Annotated in this window: 20 protein-coding genes; 12 read left to right on the forward strand and 8 right to left on the reverse strand. The window is 57.5% G+C overall.

Translation table 11 applies throughout. The features are described 5' to 3' along the window. Positions 1 to 12 precede the first annotated feature (12 nt). Entirely contained in the window at positions 13 to 912 is a 900-nt protein-coding gene (locus tag FE795_RS06870) for an alpha/beta fold hydrolase (RefSeq protein ID WP_219235926.1), read from the forward strand. A 42-nt stretch (positions 913 to 954) separates the two neighbouring features. Here the strand turns inward: FE795_RS06870 and FE795_RS06875 are convergent, their stop codons facing one another. Continuing rightward, a complete protein-coding gene (locus FE795_RS06875) occupies positions 955 to 1,977 on the reverse strand; it encodes an AraC family transcriptional regulator (RefSeq protein WP_268885616.1) in 1,023 nt (340 codons plus the stop codon). Positions 1,978 to 2,380: 403 nt separating this feature from the next. Here FE795_RS06875 and FE795_RS06880 point away from each other — a divergent pair, with 403 nt between their 5' ends. The 4 genes from FE795_RS06880 (at position 2,381) to FE795_RS06895 (ending at position 5,674) form a co-directional block, all read left to right on the forward strand. Then, positions 2,381 to 2,911: a hypothetical protein gene (locus FE795_RS06880; RefSeq protein ID WP_219235929.1), complete on the forward strand. Its 531-nt coding sequence runs from the start codon at positions 2,381 to 2,383 to the stop codon at positions 2,909 to 2,911. Between the two features lie 173 nt (positions 2,912 to 3,084). Further along, a complete protein-coding gene (locus tag FE795_RS06885; RefSeq protein ID WP_219235932.1) occupies positions 3,085 to 4,092 on the forward strand; it encodes a MerR family transcriptional regulator in 1,008 nt (335 codons plus the stop codon). A 56-nt stretch (positions 4,093 to 4,148) separates the two neighbouring features. After that, entirely contained in the window at positions 4,149 to 5,027 is an 879-nt protein-coding gene (locus FE795_RS06890; RefSeq protein ID WP_219235933.1) for a class I SAM-dependent methyltransferase, read from the forward strand. Further along, on the forward strand, positions 5,027 to 5,674 hold the full coding sequence (locus FE795_RS06895) for an HAD hydrolase-like protein (protein WP_219235935.1): 648 nt from the start codon (positions 5,027 to 5,029) through the stop codon (positions 5,672 to 5,674). Before FE795_RS06890 ends, FE795_RS06895 begins: the two co-directional genes overlap by 1 nt. A 244-nt stretch (positions 5,675 to 5,918) precedes the next feature. On the opposite strand, the gene FE795_RS06900 is transcribed toward FE795_RS06895, so the two are convergent. Next, a complete protein-coding gene (locus FE795_RS06900; RefSeq protein WP_039943272.1) occupies positions 5,919 to 6,608 on the reverse strand; it encodes a VIT1/CCC1 transporter family protein in 690 nt (229 codons plus the stop codon). A 479-nt stretch (positions 6,609 to 7,087) separates the two neighbouring features. Here FE795_RS06900 and FE795_RS06905 point away from each other — a divergent pair, with 479 nt between their 5' ends. Together FE795_RS06905 and FE795_RS06910 are read left to right on the forward strand one after the other, a co-directional pair. Further along, positions 7,088 to 7,765 carry a type 1 glutamine amidotransferase domain-containing protein gene (locus FE795_RS06905; RefSeq protein ID WP_131071557.1) on the forward strand — a complete coding sequence of 226 codons (678 nt, stop codon included), beginning with the start codon at positions 7,088 to 7,090 and terminating at the stop codon, positions 7,763 to 7,765. Between the two features lie 392 nt (positions 7,766 to 8,157). Further along, positions 8,158 to 9,909, forward strand: coding sequence for a diguanylate cyclase (locus tag FE795_RS06910; RefSeq protein WP_131071558.1), 1,752 nt, complete (start codon positions 8,158 to 8,160; stop codon positions 9,907 to 9,909). 193 nt (positions 9,910 to 10,102) lie between these two features. Here FE795_RS06910 and rlmF read toward each other — a convergent pair whose 3' ends face one another. The 6 genes from rlmF to FE795_RS06940 all read right to left on the reverse strand — a co-directional run bounded on the left by rlmF (position 10,103) and on the right by FE795_RS06940 (position 17,297). Then, positions 10,103 to 11,098 (reverse strand): 23S rRNA (adenine(1618)-N(6))-methyltransferase RlmF, encoded by a 996-nt coding sequence (rlmF, locus tag FE795_RS06915; protein ID WP_131071559.1) that lies wholly within the window; start codon positions 11,096 to 11,098, stop codon positions 10,103 to 10,105. Between the two features lie 139 nt (positions 11,099 to 11,237). Beyond that, on the reverse strand, positions 11,238 to 11,699 hold the full coding sequence (gene dut, locus FE795_RS06920; protein WP_219235936.1) for a dUTP diphosphatase: 462 nt from the start codon (positions 11,697 to 11,699) through the stop codon (positions 11,238 to 11,240). 71 nt (positions 11,700 to 11,770) lie between these two features. After that, the gene (gene coaBC, locus FE795_RS06925) at positions 11,771 to 12,955 is read right to left on the reverse strand and encodes a bifunctional phosphopantothenoylcysteine decarboxylase/phosphopantothenate--cysteine ligase CoaBC (RefSeq protein WP_003801454.1); all 1,185 of its coding nucleotides are present in this window, start codon (positions 12,953 to 12,955) and stop codon (positions 11,771 to 11,773) included. Positions 12,956 to 12,975: 20 nt separating this feature from the next. Next, positions 12,976 to 13,509 carry a signal peptidase II gene (gene lspA / locus FE795_RS06930; RefSeq protein ID WP_003801453.1) on the reverse strand — a complete coding sequence of 178 codons (534 nt, stop codon included), beginning with the start codon at positions 13,507 to 13,509 and terminating at the stop codon, positions 12,976 to 12,978. Beyond that, the gene (ileS, locus tag FE795_RS06935) at positions 13,502 to 16,342 is read right to left on the reverse strand and encodes an isoleucine--tRNA ligase (protein WP_219235938.1); all 2,841 of its coding nucleotides are present in this window, start codon (positions 16,340 to 16,342) and stop codon (positions 13,502 to 13,504) included. Before ileS ends, lspA begins: the two co-directional genes overlap by 8 nt. Beyond that, on the reverse strand, positions 16,332 to 17,297 hold the full coding sequence (locus tag FE795_RS06940) for a bifunctional riboflavin kinase/FAD synthetase (RefSeq protein WP_003801451.1): 966 nt from the start codon (positions 17,295 to 17,297) through the stop codon (positions 16,332 to 16,334). Before FE795_RS06940 ends, ileS begins: the two co-directional genes overlap by 11 nt. A gap of 49 nt (positions 17,298 to 17,346) precedes the next feature. On the opposite strand from FE795_RS06940, the gene purN reads away from it, so the two are divergent. The 5 genes from purN to sorT all read left to right on the forward strand — a co-directional run bounded on the left by purN (position 17,347) and on the right by sorT (position 25,038). Then, positions 17,347 to 18,003 (forward strand): phosphoribosylglycinamide formyltransferase, encoded by a 657-nt coding sequence (gene purN / locus FE795_RS06945; protein ID WP_003801450.1) that lies wholly within the window; start codon positions 17,347 to 17,349, stop codon positions 18,001 to 18,003. A gap of 174 nt (positions 18,004 to 18,177) precedes the next feature. Next, a complete protein-coding gene (locus FE795_RS06950) occupies positions 18,178 to 19,443 on the forward strand; it encodes an RsmB/NOP family class I SAM-dependent RNA methyltransferase (RefSeq protein WP_003801449.1) in 1,266 nt (421 codons plus the stop codon). 99 nt (positions 19,444 to 19,542) lie between these two features. Next, positions 19,543 to 20,769: a DesA family fatty acid desaturase gene (locus FE795_RS06955; protein ID WP_003801447.1), complete on the forward strand. Its 1,227-nt coding sequence runs from the start codon at positions 19,543 to 19,545 to the stop codon at positions 20,767 to 20,769. Next, positions 20,766 to 23,060, forward strand: coding sequence for a UvrD-helicase domain-containing protein (locus FE795_RS06960; protein ID WP_059317760.1), 2,295 nt, complete (start codon positions 20,766 to 20,768; stop codon positions 23,058 to 23,060). The genes FE795_RS06955 and FE795_RS06960 overlap by 4 nt, the downstream gene beginning before the upstream one ends. A gap of 757 nt (positions 23,061 to 23,817) precedes the next feature. Then, positions 23,818 to 25,038: a SorT family sulfite dehydrogenase catalytic subunit gene (sorT, locus tag FE795_RS06965; RefSeq protein WP_193353490.1), complete on the forward strand. Its 1,221-nt coding sequence runs from the start codon at positions 23,818 to 23,820 to the stop codon at positions 25,036 to 25,038. Positions 25,039 to 25,067 lie beyond the last annotated feature (29 nt).

Genomic DNA, 25,067 nt, shown 5'->3' on the forward strand with positions numbered 1-25,067 from the left:
AGGAACGTACCGATGAATACTTCATCCAAGCGCTTGACCACTGCAGCCAAGGTCGGCAGCCTTTCGTTTGCGACTCATGCTGCAGAGACGGCCCCCCCTTACGCGAACACCCGATTTCTGCCTTTAGATGAAGGCCAGGTTGCATACGATGACACAGGCGGCAGTGGCCCACTGGTTCTGGCCATCCCAGGGATGGGTGATCTGCGTTCGGAATACCGGGCCCTGCGACCGCTGCTTCAGCAGGCCGGATATCGCGTCGTCACTATGGATGTTCGTGGACATGGGGACACTACAGCGCGTTGGCGTGACTATTCTGCGCATGCCGTCGGCCGTGATGCTTTGGCACTTATTGACCATTTGAACGCAGGCCCCGCAGTGATCCTGGGCAATTCATTTGCTGCGGGGTCTGCGTTGTGGGCGGCGCACGATGCGCCAACACAAGTACGTGCCGTCGTGTTGTTGGGGCCCGTGGTGCGTGACGGACAGCCATCATGGTTCGCCAAGACCGCCGTTACCGTAGGTTTTGCTGGCCCTTGGCGTGTGCTTTTCTGGTTGGCATTTTGGAACAGCCTATTTCCGTCTCAAAAGCCAGAGGACCACGCCGAAGCAAAAGCTGCGCTAGCCGCCAATCTCAGAGAACCTGGCCGCATGGAGGCGTTGCGCATGATGATCGGTATATCCAAAGCCGATACTGCCGCTATCGTCGAGCAAAGCCGTGTGCCAGCGCTGGTGGTGATGGGCACGAAGGATCCCGACTTTCCCGATCCTGTAGTTGAAGCGCGGTGGCTAGCATGTGCTCTTGGCTCCATCCCTCTGATCGTTGAAGGAGCAGGCCATTACCCGCATCTAGAGATGCCTGAGCGCGTGGCACCTGCACTATTGAGCTTTTTTGCACGCATCGGCACGAAGTGACTCATGTTTGCTTGCCGCAGACACCCAGATGGGCTTAGAGGCTCAGTGCCGGGAACGCCGAGCAGCCGCGGGGGTTATCCCAGTCCAGCGTTTGAAGGCGCGGTGGAAAGAGCTAGGGTCTGCAAAGCCCAGCAGGTAGACCACTTCGCCCAGTGCAAGGTGCTCATCGGCGATGTAGCGCATGGCCAGCTCACGTCGTACCTCGTCCATCAAGTAGGCAAAACGTGTGCCTTGATCGTCCAGTCGACGCTGAAGGCTGCGTTCGCTCAGGTTCAGGCACCGAGCCACTGCCTGCAGCGATGTCTGTCCGTGGGCCATGCCTTCGGCCAGTTGTCGTCGCACCAACGTGACAATATTCTCTGGTGGGCAATGGCTGGCTGCGAGCAGTTGCTCGGCATGGGCCATGACAATCCGCGACAAACCTGGATCGGCAGCAGGTATCGGGCGGTCCAACAGCTCGCTGGGCAGTACCAGACAAGACACAGAACACTTGACACGGGGTGTAACTCCAAAGACCTCTCGATACGCCTCGAGCTTGTCCAGTGCTGCATGCGCGAACTCGACGCTCAGCGCTTTCACCGGCTTACCGCAGAGCTGAGACGCAACCACCACCAGCGAGGCCAACGTGAACTCTGCGGCCTGCGGACATGGCCGCACGCCTACCACGTCGAATCTGTGCTCGATCCGTGTGGTTTCACCAATAGGGATGATCTCGAAAGTCGCGAGGTCGTGCAGAAGGCGGTTGTAGCGTGCCAGTCGCTGCAGGGCCGTGCGCAAGTCGGGCGCGGTACGCACGGCGTAATCCAGCACATCGAACTCTCCCGGGCGGATCAGACCTGCGGCAAACAAGCCAAACGATGGTTTTTGGGTCAAGTCCGCTGCGCGCGTCCACAGGTGCTCCTCCACCGCAAGCGGCATGCGTGCTTCAGGATCACTCAGCCATTCGGCGTTAAATCCTGTGCTGGACATCAAGTGTGCAGGCTGTACGCCCAAGACGCTGGCACTATGAATGATCAGAGCTCCAATTCGGGCGGAAACTTTCGGACTAGAGGTGCGCGTCGTCATCGTCGGTGCATGTATATCTACAGGAGTCAATACCCGAAGCACATTCTATCCTGTGTTTGGGCAGGGCTTCATCACCATGCAAACCACTGTCTCACCGATTACAGATGCCGCGTCTCAAGTCAAGCCTCGCCATCAGGCGTCTCTCTACCTGAGCCTTTTGCGTCGCGCATGGTGATGGTCACTTGTGCTTATTCACCTCTACAACCTACAGCACCACGCAACAACCGTGACGTCGCTCATCAGATTCACACGTCAGTGCACATTCACTGCCGACCGCGCCAAGGGCATGACCAGCCACGCAACGGAGTTTGGATCCTGCGCTATTCATGTTTAGAAAGCCACGCTGTTGTTATCAGGCAATGAGTTTGACCCTGACGTGGCGTCATACTTGAGGATTGTATTCATGCAAACAATCGACTCTGAAATCAGATCAAACGACCATTTTCGATACACTGGCGATTTACAGTCTTGGCTTCAAGATACGCTGAACGCTTTCTCAACTGGACAAGGTGCCTCAGTGCCGTGCGGCGACTGGAAGGCTTGCTGTCGGGCCGGGTATTTCATTCCGGTTCACCGGCATGAGTGGTCTACCCGTGCGGCCATTCATGCGCGCTTGCTCGTCACACCTCCCGCCCACTGCGACGATGGCAACTACCAACTGATCAGCACGATCCGGTGCGGTCACTGTGCGTTACTCAAAGAAGATGCTTGCTCCATCTACCGCGAGTGGCCACAGACATGCCGCGACTACGACTATCGGCTTTTTGCGTCATCAGGGCTTCTGTCTGGCCATGGCGAAATTGACCAACAAATCGCCCGCGGGCGCTTTCACTACGGCAACGAGGAAAGCAGGCATACGCACGCGGCCAGCCGGGCAACGACAGGCTTTGGCATCAACCACGCAGGGGCGTTCCCAGAAGGGCGCGTTCCCTAGCGGCCCGCCGACATCGTTGTGGTGGCCATCAAGGCACATCTGGTCGTTCTTGGCGCCACGGTGCAAAGTGGTGTCCCTGAAACCATTGCCCAAGTCATTGTGCAGGCTTGCCGCGCGTTTGATGCAACAGCTCGCCTCGCATTCAGAACGATACACACCGCATGAGGCCCCCTTTGAAATCATCGAATTTGACAGTTGGTGAGGTCGCCCGGCGTACCGGCCTGACGGTGCGAACGCTGCACCACTACGATGCGATTGGGCTGGTTCAACCCAGTGGCAGGAGTGAGTCGGGCTACCGGCTCTACAACGCGCGTGACATCGAGCGCCTGCACTCGGTCACGTCCCTCAAACAACTCGGTTTGAGCCTGGATGTCATTGGTGTGGCGTTGGCTGGGGGCGGCATCGCCCCGCTTGAGTTGGTTGGCCGTCAGATCATGGAAGCGGAGCGCACGATCGAGCAGGCACGGGCGCTGAAAGAAAACTTGCAGCTGCTGCACGATACTTTGCTCACCAACAACGGCGGGGAGGACAACACGGAGGCCTTGCTGGCAGGCGTGCACTTGCTGACGAGCTACCAACGCTTTCTTCCGGTGCATGGTATCCGCAAACTACTGGGTAAATGGCGCCAAGCGCGGCCACGCTGGGAGCCTCTCGCCGCTGCCCTCAGCCACTGTCAACGCTCTGATGCGCCCGTGGACATGCCAGAAGTGCAACGCCTGGCGCAGCAGTGGATGAACGTGGCCATGGCCGTCTTCGGCGGTCAACTGAGCGCCGTCATGCAATGGACACAGATGCACCGCCAAGCCCCAGAGACGGCTGCCCATGCTGGGCTGGATCCGGCATTGCTCACGTACTTGGAGCGGGCGATTGGCGCGCGCATGGCCGCGCTGGAGCGACACCTGAGTGCCGAAGACCTGGCACGACTGGATGGCTCCTTAGGCCCAGAGTGGGAGAAGTTCACCGCCGACGGACACGCTTTGCTGCAGGCAGGCACCTTGCCGAACACGCCAGAGGCATGCGCGCTGCATGCCCGCTATCTGGATCTGCTTGCCAGAACCGTGCGCCACGACGCAGCGCTGGCCGAGAAGATGCGTCAAGCCTATAGTGCCGAGCCCATCTTGGCCCACGGGCATTTCGTTTCGCCCGAGCTTCGCGCTTATCTCGCACAAATCACCCCTTGACTCTCACGCTACGTCAGGTTCGAAAGTGCGGTTTTTACCCATTGGAGATTCTGACGATGCACAACCTACCCACGCTTTCCGCCCCCTGCCCGAGCCCATCCGCATTGCGCGTTGCCACCGCGCGCGCCTTGCATCAGTTGCTGGAGCAGCAGCGCGTGCTGGAAGATACGTTCGCACTGGGCTGTCTCGGGCCAGAAACCGCCGCCGCGCTGATGCTGGACCCGGATGCCCACAACGACGTGACGGCCCGATCACTGCGCGCCGGGATTGTGGTGCGCTCAAGGTTCGCTGAAGATCGCCTGCTCAAAGCCATCGCCTTGGGGAGCCGCCAGTACGCCATCATCGGCGCGGGGCTGGACACCTGGGCCCTGCGAGCCGCGCAGGCTCTGCCAACCATCGACGTGTTTGAGCTTGACCAGCCAGCCATGCAGGCGTGGAAGCAGGGCGTGTACGCCGAAAACGGTTGGGCAACACCTGCTCGACTCCGCTGGGTGTCGGCCGACTTGCGCGAAGTCACGGTAGATGATGCGCTCACGCAGGGGGGCGTCGACATGTCTGCCCCCACGGTCGTGTCGATACTTGGCGTGCTGGTGTACTTCCACCCACCGGCTGTGGAGCGCACGATCCACGTGCTGCGCACGTTGCCCATCGGCTCGACGCTCATCATGGATTACCGTCTGGACGAGCAGTGCCTGCCTCCCATCGAGCGAACGATGATGCAGTTCACTGCGCATGTCATGGCGGCCGGGGGGGAGCCCTGGCAGTCATCGGGCACGCCCGAACAGATGAAGGCTTTGCTGGCTACGGCTGGATTCGATGTCGAAGAGGATCTAGGCCCTGCAGAACTCAATTACCGCTACCTTGCACGACGCCGTGATGGGCTGCAGATTGCCGGTGGCGGCTTCCGCTACCTCAGTGCTATCAAGGCCCGCTGATGGTGCGCCGCTACGACCTCGTCATGTTTGATTTGGATGGCACCCTGGCCGACTCGTTGGGTTTCTTTATACGTACGCACAATCTCTTGGCAGCCAAGTACCACTTCCAGCCCATCCAGCCGCATGAGGTCGAGCTGCTGCGGCAGCGTTCGCCGTGCGAAATCATGGACCACCTTGGGCTGCCAAGGTGGAAGCTGCCATTTGTTTCCCGGGATTTCGTGCGTTTGATGCGTCTACACGGCCAGGAAGTGTGCATGTTCGCCGGGGTGGAGCGGGTTCTGCGCGACCTCCATGCGCATGGACTCCAGCTGGCAGTTGTCAGTTCCAACTCGGTAGAGAACTGCCGACGCATTCTCGGCGAAGACCTGTGTCGCTTGATGTCATGCATCGACGGCGGCGCTTCGCTTTTCGGCAAACGCACAAGAATTCTTCGCGTGATGAAGAAACTTAGCATTCAACCGGGCCAGGCGATCTATGTGGGAGACCAGTTGACCGATGCTGATGCGGCCCGGGCGGCGAGCGTGGCTTTCGGTGCGGTGTGTTGGGGTTATGGTGCACCGCAGGCTTTGGCTCAAACTTCGCCCGAGGTGACATTTGAGACTGTTGATACACTTCGGTTGTTGACCTGCAATCCGCAGCCAATCTGATTGAGCCAATCTCCAGTGACAGCTTGTAGGTGCGGAGCAGACCTATCTAGAGGATTTGATGCAACGGCTGCTTTGCTAGCAGCAGTCATTGGTTTTGCTGACTTGAACGGCAGCAACCAGCCTGAAGCCGTCGCTTGTTGCAATGCCTCGGAGGACCGCTCCTGACCGAAAGCTGCCTTGATGAGCTGAACGTTATCGTTCTACTGGGGATATCCATCTGGCATTGTCAAAGAAGGTCCTGCAATTAAGCAGCCACACCAAACAAAGCACCGACGCCAGCCGTTAGCCCCATCGCCAATGCCCCCCAGAAGGTCACGCGGGCGGTCGAGACGAATAGCGGAGCGCCACCTGCCTTGGCGGCGATCAAGCCTAGAAGGGCGAGAAAGAGCAGCGAGCTGCCTGCGACATACCACATGAGTGCAGCCGTCGGCAGCAGCAGAACCACCAGCAAAGGCAGCAGGGCACCTGCGGCAAATGTCGCAGCCGAGGCCAGTGCGGCCTGTACCGGTTTGGCCGCCAAGGTCTCTGATATGCCAAGCTCGTCTCGCGCATGGGCCCCGAGTGCGTCGTGGGCCATTAGCTGGGTCGCGACATGTGACGCCAGATTTTCATCCAGGCCCCGATTGATATAAATGGCTGTGAGTTCGGCATGTTCCTGCTCAGGGTTCTTCGCCAGTTCTGCTTTCTCGCGGGCCAGATCTGCGCTCTCTGTATCGGCTTGTGAACTGACTGATACATACTCACCGGCCGCCATGGACATGGCACCAGCGACCAGGCTGGCAACGCCTGCAACAAGAATGCTCTTGGCACTTGCTCCTGTGGCCGCCACCCCCAAGACCAAGCTGGCTGTCGAGACAATCCCGTCATTCGCCCCTAAAACAGCGGCTCGAAGCCAGCCTGTACGGTGCGTCTTGTGTCTTTCAGTATGTCTCATAGATAGCCCCAGATTGGTGTGTGGTTGCGTACGGTGCCGGTCGTATGACGTATGGCCTGTTTAAGTGAAGCATGAAGCGCGCGCTGTCAGTCCCGGCATCTAATTAACCATCATCAGGATCAACAGTCATGCGATATTGACGCCAGTATGGTTGTCTGCGTGCCGTTCTTCGCGTGAAACCGTGGTGAATCTACATGCCCCCCTGCACCACTTATTTACAAGCAAAGCATACACAAGTCTGTGAAGACTGCGGCAAGACATGATCCTGTTGGTGGGCTAGCGCGTGGGCGAGCGAATGAATGTGGTAGGGGAGTGAGTCGGGGGTATCACTCAGCACCGTCGGTGACAGCCACTTCGGGCCATGATTGGCATACTCAGCGGCAGCGGTTTTGGTAAGCTGGTACTTGGCATCACCAGTGAGTAAGGTCCTGCTGGTGCGATTGCTTGTTTCTCTGTCCTCCATTCAAAGAAGGTGCTCCATGAAGATTTTGATGATTCTGACTTCGCACGATCAACTGGGCAACACAGGTCAAAAAACGGGTTTCTGGCTGGAGGAGTTCGCTGCGCCTTATTACGTCTTTAAGGACGCGGGGGCGCAGATCACGGTCGCGTCGCCACAGGGTGGGCAGGTGCCACTGGACCCCAAGAGCGACGATCCTGCGGCGCAGACCGATGACACACGCCGTTTCAAGGAAGATCCCGCCGCCCAGGCCTTGCTTGGCAACACGCATAAACTGAAGGAGGTTGCCGCCGCCGACTTTGATGCTGTGTTTTATCCCGGTGGCCATGGGCCATTGTGGGACTTGGCCGAAGACCCCTTATCCATTGCGCTGATCGAAACCATGCTGGGCGCCGGCAAGCCGGTCGCTGCGGTCTGCCATGCACCCGGCGTATTGCGTCGTGTCAAGGCGCCTGATGGCACGCCGCTGGTTCGGGGTAAATCCGTCACCGGTTTTGCCAATAGCGAGGAAGAGGCTGTCGGCCTGACCGATGTTGTGCCATTTCTGGTGGAAGACATGTTGAAAGAGAACGGCGGTAATTACAGCAAAGGCGGTGACTGGCAACCCTATGTGGCCAGCGATGGCTTGCTGATCACTGGTCAGAACCCGGCCTCGTCCAAACCGGCCGCCCAGGCCTTGCTGAAGCTCTTGGGCTGACCCAGCCTAGCCAACGATGCTGTGCGCAGCATCGTTGCTGCGGTGGTTCTTGCGCCTGGTAGGGCCGAGGTACGTTCAATTGTTCTGGCAGCCATGGTGTTTGGACGTTGAGACAGCTAAAAGTGCTTGGGTGGTCAGTTGTACCTTTAACTGCTCACGGCGATCGCGCTACTGCGGGCCGTTGCGGCGGCAGGCCTGAATATCCAGTGCGCTCGTGGTTGCGCCAGCCTCACGCTTATGAGACCGGCCATGTGTGTGGCCCTGCAACTCAAGTTGTATGCCCTTTGCCTGACACTGAGGGGCAATGAGCAGCAATGCATCCAAATGGCGTGACAAAGCAGCTGAAAACGTCGCTCGAGGCTACAATGTAAAATTCTTGAAACCTAATCTATATGCTGGGACGCTTCGCGATGCGACGAGTGACACGCAGCTTGCGTCAGCGGCTGATCATGATTTTCGGTGGAGTTTCGCTGCTGTTGGGGCTTGTGTCCTCCGTCGTGATCGAGAATAGAGCCACACAGACCTTAACATCCCTCGGCCAAGACAAGCTGGAAGAAATCTCTCGCTCAATTGCCAGGGTGATGTCCCAGAGTTTGGTAGAACGCCGCCGTGAGATCGATCTTATCAGCCGCTTGCCAACCCTGACTCTTGAGGACTGGCAAACCGAGTCTGTACGGACCATTATTGATGCCGTTAAACAAGGCTATCGGCCTTACGCCTGGATGGGGCTAAGCGACATCAACGGTCGTGTCATTGTGGCCTCCGACGGTCTGCTTGAAGGCGTTGATGTCAGTGCTCGCCCTTGGTTCATCAGGGGTAAAGAACGCTTGTTTACGGGCGACGTTCATGAAGCCCTACTTCTGGCTCGTCATCTTCAGCCCTCCGCATCCCCGTCTGAGCCTCTGCGTTTCATTGACTTTGCCGCCCCGGTCCGCAACAGCCAAGGCGAAATAATTGGAGTCATTGCGACACACGCGCATTGGACGTGGATCGAAGCGGTCATCAAGGAAAGTGTCAGCCAGGAGCATACCAGTCATCAGATTGATGTCTTTCTTGTCGATCGGGCAGGGCAAGTACTGTACACACTTTCAAGAACGCGTGAAGTCGAGCTATTCGGTACCTCATCTGCCAGCGGTGCACTCAACCTCACCTTAACTGAGGACATGTTCAAGGAATATATTTCAGCTCGTGCCGCCATCGTCGGCCCAGGCTCGGAAGACCTTGGATGGTCGGTTGTCGTGCGCCAGCCACGCGAGATTGCACTTGCCAGCGTCAGCATCCTGCACCAGCAGATGCTCTGGCTCGGAATCGGTCTTTCCCTGCTGCTGGTCGTGCTGGCTGACCGGGCCGCTGTCCGGTTCAGCAGGCCGTTGCAAGACATTGAAAGAACCGCGTCTCAGATCAACGCGGGCAAAGAGGACGTCAATTTTTCTGTTAAATCCAGTGGAATCCGCGAACTCGACTCCTTGAGCCTGTCGCTTGCTGGCATGACGCATACGCTGATAACGCGCAAAACAGCGCTACAAGACCTGAATCAGTCGCTTGAGTCTCAGGTGCTGGCTCGAACCGCCGACCTGACAGAAGCGAACAGGAAGCTGGAGTCGCTCGCCTCCACAGATGGTTTAACGGGTTTAGCCAATCGACGCCAGTTCGACAAAATCTTGCTGGAAGAAATTGCACGCGCTCGTCGTCATTCTCATCCTCTTGCGCTAATCCTGCTGGACATTGATTTTTTCAAGCATTTCAATGATCGCTATGGTCATCAAGCCGGTGATGACTGCCTGCGAGCTGTGGCGCAGGCCCTCAAGAGGGTGGGCCGACGCTCGAGCGATTTTGTGGCCCGCTACGGGGGTGAAGAGTTCGCGATTATTTTGCCTGAAACTCCATGCGCTAAAGCCCTGGAGCTGGCAAAGGCCGTTTGCACCACCGTGCGATCCTTGGACATCCCGCATTCGGACTCACCCATCGGGTTTGTCACAATCAGTGCGGGCGTCACCTGTCTCGACACACGCGATCCTCAACCCGCGATCACACTTGTGTCGCGTGCTGACGCGGCGCTCTATAAGGCTAAAGTCAGCGGTCGCAATCAAGCATTCCTCGACAATTCTGGCCATTTGGACGGTAGGGGCAAGCCTACGGCCTGAAGGCTTGAGTTGCTGGGTGGTGGGGGATTGACGTCATTGAGCCGGGCAGCCTCCGAGGGCGCGACGCGTGAGAGTACGGTAGGTCGAAACCGTGTGGACCTAGTGTTCTCGTTGGCGTTGTGTCACCTAAGACTTCCTTAGCAGCGCAAGCGCTGTTTATCTGGCTGTATCTCATCCAGCGTTTGCTACTAGCCTACTGCCAGCGCGCCTTGCGCCAAGCCTCGTGTTCCCTAGCGTCAAGAAACGACCAGGCTACAAACCGACTTTGCTTTTGACCTTGCGTCATTTCAACTGTCTGTATCTTGAAGGCCTTGGCCTTCCTCAAAGCAGACAAGATTCCAGGTAAGTTCGACGCTTTGGACACCAAGCTGCTGAACCATAGCACTTGCCGGCCTACAATCGTGCTTTCTTCTATCATGCGGCGTATAAAGCGTGCTTCACCACCCTCACACCATAGCTCTGCATGTTGCCCACCGAAATTCAGCACAGGCGCCTGTTGTTTAGGCACCGCCTTGCCCAGTCCGCGCCATTTGCGCTGGCTGCCGCTTAAGGCCTCATCGAGCGATGAATGAAAGGGCGGGTTGCATAGCGTCAGGTCAATGTAGTCATTTGCACCCAGGACCCCTTTAAAAATATGGGCGGGCGATTTCTGTTGACGTAACTTGATGGCAGCCGACAGGCCGGGATTGGCATGAATAATCGTGCGCGCCGATGTTAAGGCACTTGCGTCAATGTCCGTGCCCAGAAACTGCCAGCCATACTCGGCATGACCAATCAAAGGGTAGATGGCATTTGCGCCGACGCCAATATCAAGGACACGCACTGCTTCACCGCGGGGAATGCTCCCCTTATTGCTGTTGGCTAGCACATCGGCCAAGTAGTGCACGTAATCGGCACGCCCAGGAATAGGAGGGCACAGGTAATTGGCCGGGATATCCCAATGTGCTATGCCGTAAAAGCTCTTGAGCAGGGCGCGATTCAGGGCTTTGACGGCATTCGGATCTGCGAAGTTGATGCTTTGATCGCCGTAGGGATTGACGAAAACGAAAGCTGCCAGTTCGGGTGTCTCTTTGATCAGGGTGTCAAAGTCATAACGGCCCTGATGGCGGTTACGCGGATGGAGTTGAGCCGCTGTTTTGTTTGATGTGGCTCGTTCAGCGTTGGAACTACCTGTTTTGTGAGAGGGCATTGAAGTCCGAAAATGGCTTGGGTCAGTCTGAATCGTGGCGCTGGCACGCGTGTAGAGCATCGTGTCAGGGCTGTAAAGGAGCGATGCCTGCTGTTGTGGTCAGGCGGGTGTGCATCGCGTCCTTCTCTCGCCTTAAGGCTTAATGCTTGCCTGTGCTGCCAAAGCCGCCTGTGCCACGTTCTGTCTCAGTAGAGAACTCGCTTACCAACTGCAGCGCAACTTGCACGACTGGCTGGAACATGAGCTGAGCGATACGTTCGCCGGGCTGAATGACATAGTCCTGGTCGCTGTCGTTGGCCAGAATCACCCCGATCTCGCCGTGGTAGTCGGCATCAATCACGCCAATGCCTTGTGCAACCCGCACACCGTGTTTGAGGGACAGGCCCGAGCGTGAGGCGACGATGGCAACCAGACCAGGGTCCATCATATTAATGGCCAGTCCGGTTTTAACCAGTGTGCGGCCGCCTGCGGCCAGGGTGACGGCTTCGCTCAGGCAAGCACGCAGGTCCATGGCAGCAGAGCCGTCCGTGGCGTAGCTGGGGGCTTCAATGGTCGTGCCCAACAGATCATTGACGATGCGGGCTTCAATACGGCGATGCATAGACGGTATCCTGAAAAAAAGAGGCAGCGCATCTGCTTGGCGCTGCCCGCAATCATAAAAGAGAAAAAGCGTTAAAGCCGCTGGGCGATATTTTGTACCAGTTGACGTGCAGCCAGCAGTTTATCCTGGGCAGGCCAGTGCATATGGCCTTGCTCGTCAAATAGCACGAGTTCGGTGTCGTCGGCGTTCATGGCGCGCTGGGCCAGGTTGGCAACCAGCAAAGGCACATTTTTACGCTGGCGCTTGGCCTGGGCGTGCTCGATCAAATTGTCTGTCTCGGCGGCAAAGCCGACGCAGAAAGGACCGTTCTTAAGTGCGGCAACCTCGGCCAGAATATCGGGATTGGGGCTGAATTGCAGGTTTGGTGTGGCTTGCTCAGACGTCTTTTTAATCTTGATGTCGCTGGCATTGCTGACGTACCAGTCGGCCACCGCTGCAACGCTGATGAAGATATCGGCATCATCCACTTGAGACATGACGGTGGCGTGCATTTGGCGGGCCGTTTCCACGTTGATGCGACGCACCTGGTAAGGCGTTTCCAGTGCAACCGGCCCTGAGACTAGCGTGACGTGTGCACCAGCCTCCTGAGCCGCCCGTGCAATGGCGTAGCCCATCTTGCCGGAGGAGCGGTTGCTGATGACGCGCACCGGGTCAATCGGCTCGCTGGTAGGGCCAGCGGTAATCAGCACGCGTTTGCCCGCCAGCAGTTTGGGCTGAAAGAACGCCGTCAGCTCAGCAAGCAGTTGGGCCGGTTCCAGCATGCGCCCGTCGCCGGTTTCACCACAGGCCTGGTCCCCTGTGCCGGGGCCCAGAATATGCACACCGTCGCGGCGTAGTTGTTCCACATTGCGCTGGGTAGCCGGATGCAGCCACATTTCCCGGTTCATGGCCGGGGCCAGCAGTAGCGGGCAATGACCACGGGCGATGCACAAGGTACTGAGCAGGTCGTCGGCCAGGCCATTGGCCAGCTTGGCCATGAAGTTGGTGCTGGCCGGCGCAATCAGAATGGCGTCTGCGTCCCGGCTGAGCTGGATGTGGGCCATATTGTTAGGTACACGTGCATCCCACAGATCGGTATAGACCGTGCGGCCCGACAAGGCCTGAAAAGTGACCGGGCTGATAAAACGCGTGGCCGATTCGGTCATCACGACATCAATCCGGGCGCCCAGGTCCTGGCTGCGACGCAAGAGTTCGGCGGTTTTATAAGCAGCGATGCCGCCGGTGATGCCAAACACCAGTTTTTTATTGCTAAGCATAGGACATGATCCTTACAGACTCAGGAGCGCTGTCGTTTGTTGCGGCGCATGCGCAGAAACTCATCCAGCACCAACAAGGCAGCGCCGCAGCTAATGGCGACGTCGGCAATGTTGAAGGCTGGAAAGTAGGACTGATTCCAGTAAAAAAGCAGGAAATCCACAACGTGACCATGCATCAGACGATCGACCACATTACCAACCGCCCCGCCCAGAATCAGGCTCAGTGACAGGCAGAACAAGGGCTGTTTGGCGGATCGACGCAGCATGGTCACGATAAACACCGTGGCAATGGCGGCAATGCCGACAAAGAACCAGCGTTGCCAGCCCTGGCCGCCGGCCAGGAAACTGAACGCAGCCCCGGGGTTGTAGAGCAGGGTGAAGTCAAAAAAAGGCAGGATGTTCCAACGTTCCTGATAGAACAGGTTGCTGTCGAAATACTGCTTGGTCCACTGGTCCAGACCTACGATCAAGGCGGCCAGACCAATCCAGGCCCAGAACTGCCGGGAGGGCAGTCGGGCCTGGTCGGGAGAAGAGGCCATGTCCTGATCAGGCATGGTGACGCACTTCGCCTTCGCCAAACAGATTGTCCTCGCAACGACCACACAGGGTGGGGTGCTCGGCGCTTTGGCCTACGTCAGGGCGATGGTGCCAGCAGCGCTCGCACTTGGCCTGTTCGGTAGGGGTGACATCAATGCGCAAGTCGCCTTCGCCAGCGTGCACGTCGGCACGGGAAACGATCAGCATGAAGCGCAAGTCTTCGCCCAGGGAGCGCAGGAATTCCAGATCCTGATCTTGGGCGTAGATGTCGATCTCGGCAGCCAGGGACGAACCGATGGCGCCGGTGCTGCGTACATCTTCAATACGACGCATCACGTCGGCACGGATGGCGCGCAGACGCTGCCATTTGGCGCTAAGTGCCGACTGCTCGCCTTGCTCGGGCAAGGCATGGAACAGTTCGGTGAAGATGGTGCCGCTAGGAACCGAACCACCGTGCATGTCGCGCCAGGCTTCTTCTGCCGTGAAGGACAGGATAGGGGCCATCAGCTTGAGCAGTGTCTGGGTCAAGTGATACAGCGCGGTCTGAGCCGAGCGGCGGGGCTGACCCTCTTTAGCGGTGGTGTACAGGCGGTCTTTCAGAATATCCAGGTAGAAAGCCCCCAGATCTTCAGAGCAGAAGGTTTGCAAGCGGGCCACGATAGGATGGAATTCGTAGCGCTTGTAGTTCTCCAGCAGGTCGGCCTGCATGTCGGCGGTCATTTGCAGGGCGTAACGGTCGATCTCGATCAATTGATCAACAGGCACTGCATGTTGGGTGACATCGAAGTCGGCCAGGTTACCCAGCAGAAACTTCAAGGTATTGCGGATACGGCGGTAGCCTTCCACAACACGCTTCAGAATTTCATCGGAGATGGACAGCTCGCCCGAATAGTCCGTGGAGGCGGCCCACAGGCGCATGATTTCGGCGCCCATCTTGTCGGCAATCTCTTGCGGCTTGATGATGTTGCCCAGCGATTTGCTCATCTTGCGGCCATTGCCGTCCACCACAAAGCCGTGAGTGAGCAGGGCTTTGTACGGTGCGCGACCGTACAACATGCAGCCAGTCAGCAAGGAGGAATGGAACCAGCCACGGTGTTGGTCCGAACCTTCCAGGTACAGATCGGCAGGCCATTGCAGCTTGTCGGCGTGCGAACCGTGCGTGGTGTGATCCTTGCCGCCCAAAACGGTGGCGTGCGTGGTGCCTGAGTCAAACCACACGTCCAGCGTGTCGCGGTTTTTCTCGTACAGATCGGCCTCGTCGCCCAGGAGCTCACGCGGGTCCAGGTTCTGCCAGGCTTCGATACCGCTTTTTTCGATGCGTTGAGCGACTTGTTCCATCAGCTCGGGCGTGCGCGGATGCAGCTCACCCGTTTCCTTGTGTACAAAGAACGCCATGGGTACACCCCATTGACGCTGTCGCGACAAGGTCCAGTCAGGGCGGTTGGCGATCATGGCATGCAGGCGGGCGCGACCCCAGGAGGGGTAGAACTCGGTGTTGTCAATGGCTTCCAGCGCCATCTCGCGCAGCGTGCGGCCACTGCTGTTTTCCTTGTCCATGCCGGCAAACCATTGGCTGGTGGCGCGGTAGATAATGGGGGTTTTGTGGCGCCAGCAGTGCATATAGCTGTGTGGGTGTTGCTCGGTCTTGAGCAAAGTGCCAGCGTTTTGCAAGGTTTCCACGATTTGTGGGTTGGCCTTCCAGATCAGCTGACCGCCAAACAGAGGCAGATTGTCAGCGTAGTGCCCATTGCCCATGACGGGTTTGAGCATATCGTCGTCCTTCATGCCGTGGGCTTTGCAGGAGATAAAGTCCTCAATACCGTAGGCAGGGGCCGAGTGAACCACGCCAGTACCGCTGTCCAGGGTGACATAGTCGCCCAGGTACACGGGGGAGCGGCGCTGATAGCCAGCATCCACCTTGGCCAGCGGGTGATCAAATTCGATCAGGTTCAGGGCTTCACCCGTCGTGGTGGCAACAATCTGGCCGGTCAGCCCCCATTGTTCCAGACAGGATTTAACCAGATCCTCAGCTACGATCAGCATGGAGCCAGTCGCGCGTGCCGTGTCCAGTTTGACCAGGGCGTAGCGGATTTCGGGGTGGACGTTCAGCGCCTGGTTGGCAGGGATGGTCCAAGGAGTGGTGGTCCAGATGACGATGGCGCCATCGTCCACGTTGCTTACGCCAAAAGCGCTCGCCAATTTGTCTTTCTGGGCGAAGGGGAAAGCCACATGCACGGATGGGTCGGTGCGATCCGCGTATTCAACCTCGGCTTCTGCCAGGGCCGAGCCACAGTCAAAACACCAGTTCACCGGTTTCAGGCCACGAAAGACGAAACCCTTTTGCATGATCTTGGACAGCGCGCGCAGCTCGTCGGCTTCGTTGCTGAAGTTCATGGTCAGGTAGGGATTCTCCCAGTCCGCCAGCACGCCCAGACGTTTGAAGTCCTTGCGCTGGCTCTCGATCTGCTCCAGCGCGTAGGCACGTGCCTTGGCCTGAACGTCGGCCACAGGCAGGCTCTTGCCGTACTTCTTTTCAATCTGAACTTCAATGGGCATGCCGTGGCAGTCCCAGCCAGGCACATATTGCGCGTCAAAGCCAGCCATGTTGCGGCTCTTGACGATGATGTCTTTCAAAATCTTGTTGACCGCGTGCCCGATGTGAATGTCACCGTTCGCATAGGGCGGGCCGTCGTGCAAAATGAACTTGGGACGACCGGCGCTGGCTTGCCGAATTGCTGCATAGACTTTGTTTTCTTCCCACTGGCTAATCCAGCCCGGCTCACGTTTGGCGAGATCACCACGCATGGGAAAAGGCGTGTCGGGCAAATTGAGAGAGTTTTTATAGTCCATTTGAAGCAAAGTAGTCGCGAGCGCGTTGTGCATCGTTGTCGATGGCAGCGATCATTGTGATGAGGTCAGGGAATTTTTCTTCGTCCCTGACAAATTCCAGAAATTCTATACGGGCAAGTTTACCGTAAGCATCCAGGCGTTGGTCCAGTAAATGCACCTCCAAGAGCAGCCGTCCCTGGTCGATGACGGTTGGGCGCACGCCCAGGGAGGCAATGCCGGGCAGAGCCTGCCCGGCCAGTCCGTGAACGCGAACCACGTACACGCCCGAGCGGGCGGCACAGTGCTCAGGGACACGGACATTGAGTGTCGGGTAGCCAATATCCCGGCCCAGCTTCTGGCCATGAATGACATGACCACTAATGTGAAAAGGTTTGCCCAGCAGCGCACGGGCGCGGTCCAGTTGACCGACGGCCAGGGCGGTGCGCACTTCCGAGCTGGAAATGCGGCGGCCATCGGCATCGGCCACGTCGTGCAAGGTCTCGACACTAAAACCATGACGTTTGCCCGCTTCGCGCAACATCTCAATGTCGCCGGCGCGTTTGTGGCCATAGCGGAAGTCTTCGCCCACCAGTAGCCAGCCCGTATTCAGGCCCTGAACCAGAATGTCTTCAATAAAGGTTGCTGCCGACATGTCGGCCATGGCCTGGTTGAAACGGGCCAGATAAATTTGTTCAATGCCGCACTGGTGCAGGGCCTCGACCTTGTCCCGCAAGCCGCTGATTTGCGTCGGTATCAGTTCGGGCCGTTGGCCGCGCTGCGCGAAAAAGGCGCGTGGGTGCGGGGTGAAGGTCATGACACAGGAGCTAAGACCTTGCTGGCGGGCCACGTCATTGACGCGGTGCAAGATGGCCTGGTGGCCCAGATGCACGCCGTCAAAATTACCAATGGTGACCGCGCTGCGGGCCGTGCTGTTGCGCCGTGGCAGAGAGCGATAGAGTTTTAGATCAGATTTCACAAGCGAGAGTTTACAATTTTGGATTCGTTATTTCTCGGGAAACAGGATTTTGACCGATTCCACCGTACCTTGTCGCCTTGTTGTGCTTATTTCAGGCCGCGGCTCCAACTTGCAAGCCATAGGCGAACTGATCAAGACAGCGGGCCTAAATGGCCGTATCGAGGCGGTCATCTCTAACAAGGCCGATGCGCCCGGATTGGCATGGGCACAGCGTCAAGGGCTGCCTGTCCAGACCGTTTCGCATCGCGAATTTGCAACACGCGAGGCCTTTGACCAGGCTTTGGCGCGCGTGATTGACCGCTACCAGCCAGATTATGTTCTACTGGCAGGATTCATGCGCATCCTGAGCACCGATTTTGTTCAGCACTATGCAGGCAAGCTCATCAATATACACCCATCCTTGCTTCCCAGCTTTCCCGGTTTGAATACCCATCAACAGGCACTTGACGCAGGCGTGCAGTTTCATGGCTGCTCGGTGCACTTTGTGACCCCTGTGCTCGATGATGGTCCCATCATTGCCCAGAGCATTGTGCCTGTCTTGCACAACGATGATGCACAAACCTTGGCAGAGCGCGTTCTGGCCACTGAACATCACGTCTATACCGAGGCCGTACGCTGGCTGATCGAGGGGCGCGTGCGTTTGCATGCCGATGGCCGTGTCGAGGTGGCCGGTCTTGCGCATCGCGGCTTTTATTTCCCCGCCTGATTTAAGCGGGTTATTTGGAATTTTTGAATATTCATGTCTGATCACCAACAATCTCGCGGCCGCTCGGACCGCAAGCGCCCATCCTCGACGGACCAACGTAACGAGTCTGGAGCGCGCGGTCGTCCTTATGCAGCACGCCGTGACAAACCCTCGGGCCCACCCGAGCCGGGAGCGATGGCACAGCGTCGTCTGGAACAGGTTTCCAGTGCCCTGGGTGAAGTTTTGCAATGGAAGCATCCCGCCGACCTGGCTTTGACCCGCTGGGCCCGTACACGCCCCAAAATGGGCTCGCGTGACCGTGCCGAGATTCGTGAAGCTGTTTTCGACGTATTGCGTCACTTGCGCCAGTACCGTAATTGGGCAGAAAGCGGCGTGGGCCCGTCCACCCGTCGTCTGGCCATTCTTGGCCTGTCCACCGCGATGGGGCAGGAATCTCTGGCGCTGGGGCTGACACAAGAAGAGCGTCAGTGGCTGAGCCATATCCGTGCCCTGAACGTAGACGGTTTGCCAGTTGGCGTGCGCCTGAGCCTGCCTGAGTGGCTGGAAGAGCGTCTGAAAGAGATTCCGGACTCTTACAAACTGATGGCCGCCATGAACGAGCAGGCTTTGCTGGATCTGCGCGTCAACCCCATGAAAGCCGAGCGCGACACCGTGCTGCGCCAGTTGCAAAACGGTCCCATGGCCCGATTCAAACCGGTTGCCATGCCTTTTTCGCCCTGGGGTATCCGAATTGAAGGCCGCCCCTCTGTCGCTGTATGGCCACAGTATGAAAAAGGTGAGCTGGAAATTCAGGAAGAGGGCAGCCAGTTGCTGACCGCCTTGCTTGAGCCCCGTCGGGGCGAGATGGTCATCGATTACTGCGCGGGCGCCGGTGGCAAATCCCTGCTCCTGGGAGCCCTGATGCGCTCCACAGGCCGCCTGTACGCCTTTGACGTGTCGGCCACGCGCCTGAACAAGGCCAAGCCGCGGTTTGCCCGCGCCGGTCTGTCCAATGTGGTACCGGTGGTCATTCAGGAAGAAGGCGACCAGCGTGTTCGTCGCCTGCATGGCAAGGCTCACCGTGTGTTGGTGGATGCACCGTGCAGCGGATTGGGAACTTTGCGTCGAAATCCTGATCTTAAATGGCGTCAACACCCGCAGGCTCTGGAGCAGTACACTCAGATGCAGGCCGACATTCTGGAACAAGCCGCCGCTTGTGTTGCACCAGGAGGTCGTTTGGTTTACGCAACATGCAGTTTCTTGCCCGAGGAAAACGAGCAACAAGTGCAGGCATTCTTGGACAAACATCCCGAGTTCCGACTGCTGGACGCCCGGGAAATATTGAAGGACAAATGTCCGGCCCTTGCGCTAGAGGGGCCTTATTTAAATCTGCGCACGGACCGTCACCAGACAGATTGTTTCTTTGGTGCGGCACTTGAACGAATCACGGAAAGTGCTTGATTTAAAGCAAGTTCGTCCTTAAATAATGTTATTGTTAAGGGGTTAGGTGAGCTACACTTTTCCAGTTTCCCTTAACAAAAATCAGGTCTAAAAGGGTCTATGCAATCGTTTCTTTCTTTTCTTGCTGACGGATGGCTGCAACTGTCTTGGTGGCAGCTTATTCTCGTTATTTTGGCGATGACACATGTCACTATTGTGGCAGTGACCGTATTTCTTCACCGCAGTCAGGCGCACCGCGGGCTGGACCTGCATCCAGCGCTGATGCATTTCTTCCGTTTCTGGCTTTGGATGACCACTGGCATGGTCACGAAGGAATGGGTTGCGATTCACCGCAAGCACCACGCCAAATGCGAACGTGAAGGCGATCCTCATTCCCCCGTTGTCTTTGGCCTGGGCCAGGTGTTTTTCCGTGGCGCAGAGCTTTACCGCCAGGAAGCCACCAATCCGGAAACCCTCAAGCGTTTCGGTCACGGTACCCCCGATGACTGGCTCGAGCGCAACCTGTACAGCAAGTACAGCATGCTGGGTATTACCATCATGCTGGGTATTGACCTGTTCCTCTTCGGCCTGCTGGGTCTGACTGTCTGGGCGATCCAGATGGCCTGGATTCCTTTCTGGGCAGCCGGTGTGGTGAACGGTCTGGGTCATGCGATCGGTTACCGCAACTTTGCCAGTCCCGATACCAGCACCAATGTGTTCCCGTGGGGCATCATCATTGGCGGCGAGGAACTGCACAACAACCACCACGCTTACGGTACATCGGCCAAGTTCTCCAGCAAATGGTACGAGTTTGATCTGGGCTGGTGCTATATCACGGTGTTCAAGGCACTGGGGTTGGCCAAGGTCAAGAAGGTGGCTCCCAAGCTGCGTCTGGAACCGAGTGTGCCGTCGAATGCCCCCGTGGAAAGTATCAGTCTGTCCACCCTGCAAGGCGTGATCACGCACCGCTACGAAATTTTGGCGCGCTATGCGGACATCATCAAAACCACCGCATCGGAAGAGATCGCCCGTTTGAAGCCACAGGTGAACAAAGACAATCCCAATTGCTCGTGGGCCTTGTTGGAAAGCTGCAACGACTGGATCGGTCGTGGCGACGATGTTCTGGCCCCTGAGCAGCGTGCGGAGCTGGAAAATGTGGCAGCGGGTAACTCGCGCCTGTCCATTCTGGTTCGCATGCAGCGTGAGCTGGCCGGCATCTGGGAGAGTTCCAGCGCATCGAGCGAGCAGTTGCTCGCGGATCTGCGCGCCTGGTGCCAGCGTGCTCAGCAAAGTGGCATTGACAGTCTTGAGCAGTTCGCCTTGCGTCTGCGCCGCTACGCGGCATGATGGATCGCTTAAACCCGGAACAGCGAGCCGCCGTCACCTTACCCTCTGGCCATGCCTTGGTGCTGGCCGGAGCTGGTAGCGGGAAAACCAGTGTCCTGACCTCCCGAATGGCCTGGTTAATCCAGACCGGGCAGGTCAGCCCACACGGCCTTGCTGCTGTTACCTTCACCAATAAAGCCGCGCGCGAAATGCTGACGCGGCTTACTTCTTTATTGCCCATCGACACCCGCGGTATGTGGGTGGGAACCTTCCACGGTCTGTGCAATCGCTTGCTGCGCATGCATTATCGCGATGCCGGGCTGGTACAGACATTCCAGATTCTGGATACGGCTGACCAACTGGCCTCTATCAAGCGCCTGGTCAAGGCCAATAATATTGATGACGAGAAATTCCCGCCCAAGGAAATCCAGAAATTCATCAATGCTTGCAAGGAAGACGGCCAGCGTCCTGGAGACCTGGACGCCCACGATCCCCACCGTCGCCGTCTGATCGAGCTCTATCAGCTGTATCAAGATCAATGCGAACGGGAGGGCGTCGTAGACTTTGGCGAGCTGCTGTTGCGTGCCTACGAGCTCCTGTCTCGTAATGCCCCTATTCGCGAGCATTATCAGCGCCGTTTCAAGCACATTCTGGTCGATGAGTTTCAGGACACCAACGTCCTGCAGTATCGTTGGCTGCGCTTGTTGGCGGGTGAGCAGGCCAGTTTGTTCGCCGTGGGTGATGATGACCAGTCCATCTATGCGTTCCGTGGTGCGAACGTGGGCAATATGGCCGACTTTGAGCGCGACTATGCTCGTGGCAATGTGATTCGTCTGGAGCAGAACTACCGCTCCTGTGGTCATATTCTGGAATCGGCCAATGCGCTGATCGAGAATAACAGTGGCCGTCTGGGCAAGAATCTGTGGACGGATAGTGGCGAAGGCGAGCTGGTGCGCATCAGCGAGCTGGCCTCCGATGCTCTGGAAGCGCAATGGATTGTGGATGAAGTTCGCGCCTTGATTGCCGAGGGCAAGCCGCGCCGCGAGATTGCCATTTTGTATCGCAGCAATGCCCAGTCGCGGGTCATTGAGCACAGGCTCTTTTCCCAGGGGCTGCCCTACAAGGTGTATGGCGGCCATCGCTTCTTCGAGCGCCAGGAGATCAAACATGTGCTGGCGTATCTGCGTTTGATGGATAACGCGGATGACGATACGGCGTTTTTGCGTGTCGTGAATTTTCCCACGCGCGGAATTGGCGCCCGCTCTGTTGAGCAACTGGCCGATTTGGCGCGTGAACGTGGTACGAGTTTGCTGCGGGCCATTCCTTATCTGCAAGGGCGTGCAGCAACAAGTTTGATGCGTTTTGCCACGCTGATTCAGGATATGGCCAGCCAGGCACAGATTTTGTCCTTGCCCGAGCTGATTGAGCATGTGGTTCACCACAGTACCTTGCTGGCTCACTATCAGGCTGACCGTGAAGGCGCTGAACGGCTTGAGAACTTGCAGGAACTGGTGAACGCAGCCACCGTGTTTGTGGGTGAGGAAGGATTTGCCGAACTGCCTGCAGGCCGTGTTCCTGAAGCTGTGCCCGGTGAGTCCGAACAGGCAATGCAAAATCCGGAGCAAGCGGCAGCCTCTGTACTGGCACCCATGTCGCCCTTGGGCTCCTTCCTGACCCATGCTTCGCTGGAAGCGGGCGACAATCAGGCACAGGCGGGTCAGGATGCGATTCAGTTGATGACCATCCATGCAGCAAAAGGACTGGAGTTTGATGCAGTCTTTATCACTGGTCTGGAAGAGGGGCTTTTTCCTCATGAAAACAGCCTGTTTGACCCAGGTGGGATCGAGGAGGAGCGTCGCCTGATGTACGTGGCGATTACGCGGGCGCGTCAGCGTTTGTACATTACCTTGGCGCAAAGCCGCATGTTGCATGGACAAACGCGTTACGCCATGCGCTCTCGCTTTCTGGAGGAGCTGCCGGAACAACACATCAAGTGGTTGTCGGCGCGTTACACCAGTTCGCCCATGCAGTCTGAAGCCAGTTCGGGTGCGTTCCGTCGTGGCCAAAGTTGGGAGTCCAAGGACAAGAGCTACTCGGCTCAGCCCTATGGCGGTCGTAGTCACACCAGTGTTCTGGAGGTGAACGGTCAGACCTTCCGGGTCGGGCAGGGCGTGCACCACAATCGTTTTGGTGAAGGCACCATCATCAACCTGACCGGTCAGGGGGAGGATGCACAGGCTTTGATCCAGTTTCGCGAAGTGGGAAGCAAGACCCTGGCCTTGGCGATCGCCAAGCTGGATACGGTTAGCTAAGCAAGAGCCAGACAGGCCATAGCAAACTGAGGGCCCCCGCAATGACGGGGGCTTTTTTAATGCTCTGTGCCTGGAGCACCGCAAGCTCCTCTACCTTGGCCTATGAGTCTATCTCCGTCTTTGTTTCTTTCTGTTGGCCTTGGGCATGAGCAGGTTTTTTGATCCTGTACGAGTCTACGTCTGCATCTGAACAGGACGATGAACCCGGGCCTGACCCTGAAACCGAACCCGGAATGCGCTTTAAGCCGGTCCCCATCCGGGACGGCAACTTTAATCTCATCCCCAGTCCCACTCCCATTCTGACGCCTGGCCCAGGTCCTGGCCATGGCATTCACCCCAGCCTGAACCAGTGCTTGGAGTCTGGAGCTGATTTTCAGCCTTTGCTCCCCGTGTTTAAGCCGTCACGCCCAGCTTGTACGTGCTGATAAGGCAGACCACTCTTGAACCTTCTGCCATTACGGTCAGATAGTGTGCATTTTTGTCGAGCATCCGACTCCCATCCTGGTCGGTTTAGTGTCTGTCAGCGCGCCACGTCAAGCGGATGGATAAAAGTCTAGCCTTCTTCCTCGGACGGATGAACGACTGCTCGATTTTCTAAAGAACCTTGTTTAGCGCGGGTTTCCGCGCGTTCGTCCTTGCCCTTAAATCTCAATCCAAGCGTTATATATAAGGGTTATATTTTCTAGTTATAAAATGGGTGCCCCCATAAAATCGAAGCCTAAATTAATTACAGTAACAAACATACATGGAGGCGATCATGGAACCTAGCAATCTTTCACGTCGGCGCATGCTTTTGTCGACAGGCGGGGTGATGGCCCTGGCTGGTACCGCAAGTCTGACCCCTTTGTCAGCCGCTCTGGCTCAGGAAAAGGCTAAAACGCAAGCGAAAGCTCTGCCGGCCTATGCGTCCTGGAAACATGCCGACAGTTTGATCGTGCATAGCGCCAATACGATTGAAACCAAACGCAGCGCCTTTGGCTCCGGTTTGATTACACCGCTGGATCGCTTGTTCGTACGCAATAATGTAGCCCCTCCGTCCGAGCAGATCGTGGCTGATCCGGATGCCTGGGTATTGTCCATCAAGGGGGTGAAGAACCCACAGGACATGACCGTGGCCCAGCTCAAGCGTCTGGGTCTGGTTGCCGTGCCGATGGTGCTGCAGTGCTCGGGTAACGGCCGTGCCTACTTTCCTGAAAAACCCAGCGGCACCAAGTGGACCGTGGGTGCAGCAGGCTGTGTCGTGTTCTCGGGCGTACCTGTCAAGGCTGTGCTGGAAGCTACCGGCGGAATGGACGCCGGCGCTAAGTACATGACGGGTACCGGTGGGGAGGATATTCCAGAAGGCCTGGACCCCAATACCATCATGGTGGAGCGTTCACTGCCGCTGGAAGCGATTGATGACGCTATTTTGGCCTGGGAGATCAATGGTCAGCCCATTCCCCTGGCTCACGGTGGCCCATTGCGTTTGATCGTGCCGGGTTACACGGGCGTCAATAATGTCAAATACATCAAGCAACTGGCCTTTAGCAAGGACCAGTCGGCTGCCAGCATTCAGCAAAACAGCTACCGCATGACGCCTATGGGCGAAAAGACCAATGTGAATCAGGAATCGGTGTGGGAAATGCCGGTCAAGTCCTGGATCACCAGCCCGAACGGCGAGCCTGGCGAAGACCTCAAGGCAGGACTCGTACAGATTCAAGGCCTGGCCTTTGGCGGCATGTCCGCTGCCAAGGAGGTGGAAGTGACGGTGGACGGCGGCAAGAACTGGGTCAAGGCCCAGTTCGTTGGCCCGGACCTGGGCAAGTATGCCTGGCGCCAGTTTGTGGTGGGCATGGACCTGAAGCCTGGTCAATATGAAATCGCCAGCCGCGCGACCAGTGAAGCCGGCACGGTTCAACCTGAGGAGCGCGTGGCTAACAGCCATGGCTATTTGAATAATAGTTGGCGTGACCACATGTTGGCGGTCACCGTTGTTTAAGTATTAAATGTTGTAGCCACCCCGACACG

Origin of the sequence: Alcaligenes ammonioxydans (assembly GCF_019343455.1) — a bacterium.
Taxonomy (GTDB): domain Bacteria; phylum Pseudomonadota; class Gammaproteobacteria; order Burkholderiales; family Burkholderiaceae_B; genus Alcaligenes; species Alcaligenes ammonioxydans.

What these genes read in the sequence shown, in the direction of transcription:
- FE795_RS06870 (WP_219235926.1), top strand. Translation starts at nt 13, where the DNA reads ATGAATACTTCATCCAAGCGCTTGACCACTGCAGCCAAGGTCGGCAGC.
- FE795_RS06875 (WP_268885616.1), bottom strand. Translation starts at nt 1,977, where the DNA reads ATGACGACGCGCACCTCTAGTCCGAAAGTTTCCGCCCGAATTGGAGCT.
- FE795_RS06880 (WP_219235929.1), top strand. Translation starts at nt 2,381, where the DNA reads ATGCAAACAATCGACTCTGAAATCAGATCAAACGACCATTTTCGATAC.
- FE795_RS06890 (WP_219235933.1), top strand. Translation starts at nt 4,149, where the DNA reads ATGCACAACCTACCCACGCTTTCCGCCCCCTGCCCGAGCCCATCCGCA.
- FE795_RS06895 (WP_219235935.1), top strand. Translation starts at nt 5,027, where the DNA reads ATGGTGCGCCGCTACGACCTCGTCATGTTTGATTTGGATGGCACCCTG.
- FE795_RS06900 (WP_039943272.1), bottom strand. Translation starts at nt 6,608, where the DNA reads ATGAGACATACTGAAAGACACAAGACGCACCGTACAGGCTGGCTTCGA.
- FE795_RS06905 (WP_131071557.1), top strand. Translation starts at nt 7,088, where the DNA reads ATGAAGATTTTGATGATTCTGACTTCGCACGATCAACTGGGCAACACA.
- FE795_RS06910 (WP_131071558.1), top strand. Translation starts at nt 8,158, where the DNA reads ATGCTGGGACGCTTCGCGATGCGACGAGTGACACGCAGCTTGCGTCAG.
- rlmF (WP_131071559.1), bottom strand. Translation starts at nt 11,098, where the DNA reads ATGCCCTCTCACAAAACAGGTAGTTCCAACGCTGAACGAGCCACATCA.
- dut (WP_219235936.1), bottom strand. Translation starts at nt 11,699, where the DNA reads ATGCATCGCCGTATTGAAGCCCGCATCGTCAATGATCTGTTGGGCACG.
- coaBC (WP_003801454.1), bottom strand. Translation starts at nt 12,955, where the DNA reads ATGCTTAGCAATAAAAAACTGGTGTTTGGCATCACCGGCGGCATCGCT.
- lspA (WP_003801453.1), bottom strand. Translation starts at nt 13,509, where the DNA reads ATGCCTGATCAGGACATGGCCTCTTCTCCCGACCAGGCCCGACTGCCC.
- ileS (WP_219235938.1), bottom strand. Translation starts at nt 16,342, where the DNA reads ATGGACTATAAAAACTCTCTCAATTTGCCCGACACGCCTTTTCCCATG.
- FE795_RS06950 (WP_003801449.1), top strand. Translation starts at nt 18,178, where the DNA reads ATGGCACAGCGTCGTCTGGAACAGGTTTCCAGTGCCCTGGGTGAAGTT.
- FE795_RS06955 (WP_003801447.1), top strand. Translation starts at nt 19,543, where the DNA reads ATGCAATCGTTTCTTTCTTTTCTTGCTGACGGATGGCTGCAACTGTCT.
- FE795_RS06960 (WP_059317760.1), top strand. Translation starts at nt 20,766, where the DNA reads ATGATGGATCGCTTAAACCCGGAACAGCGAGCCGCCGTCACCTTACCC.
- sorT (WP_193353490.1), top strand. Translation starts at nt 23,818, where the DNA reads ATGGAACCTAGCAATCTTTCACGTCGGCGCATGCTTTTGTCGACAGGC.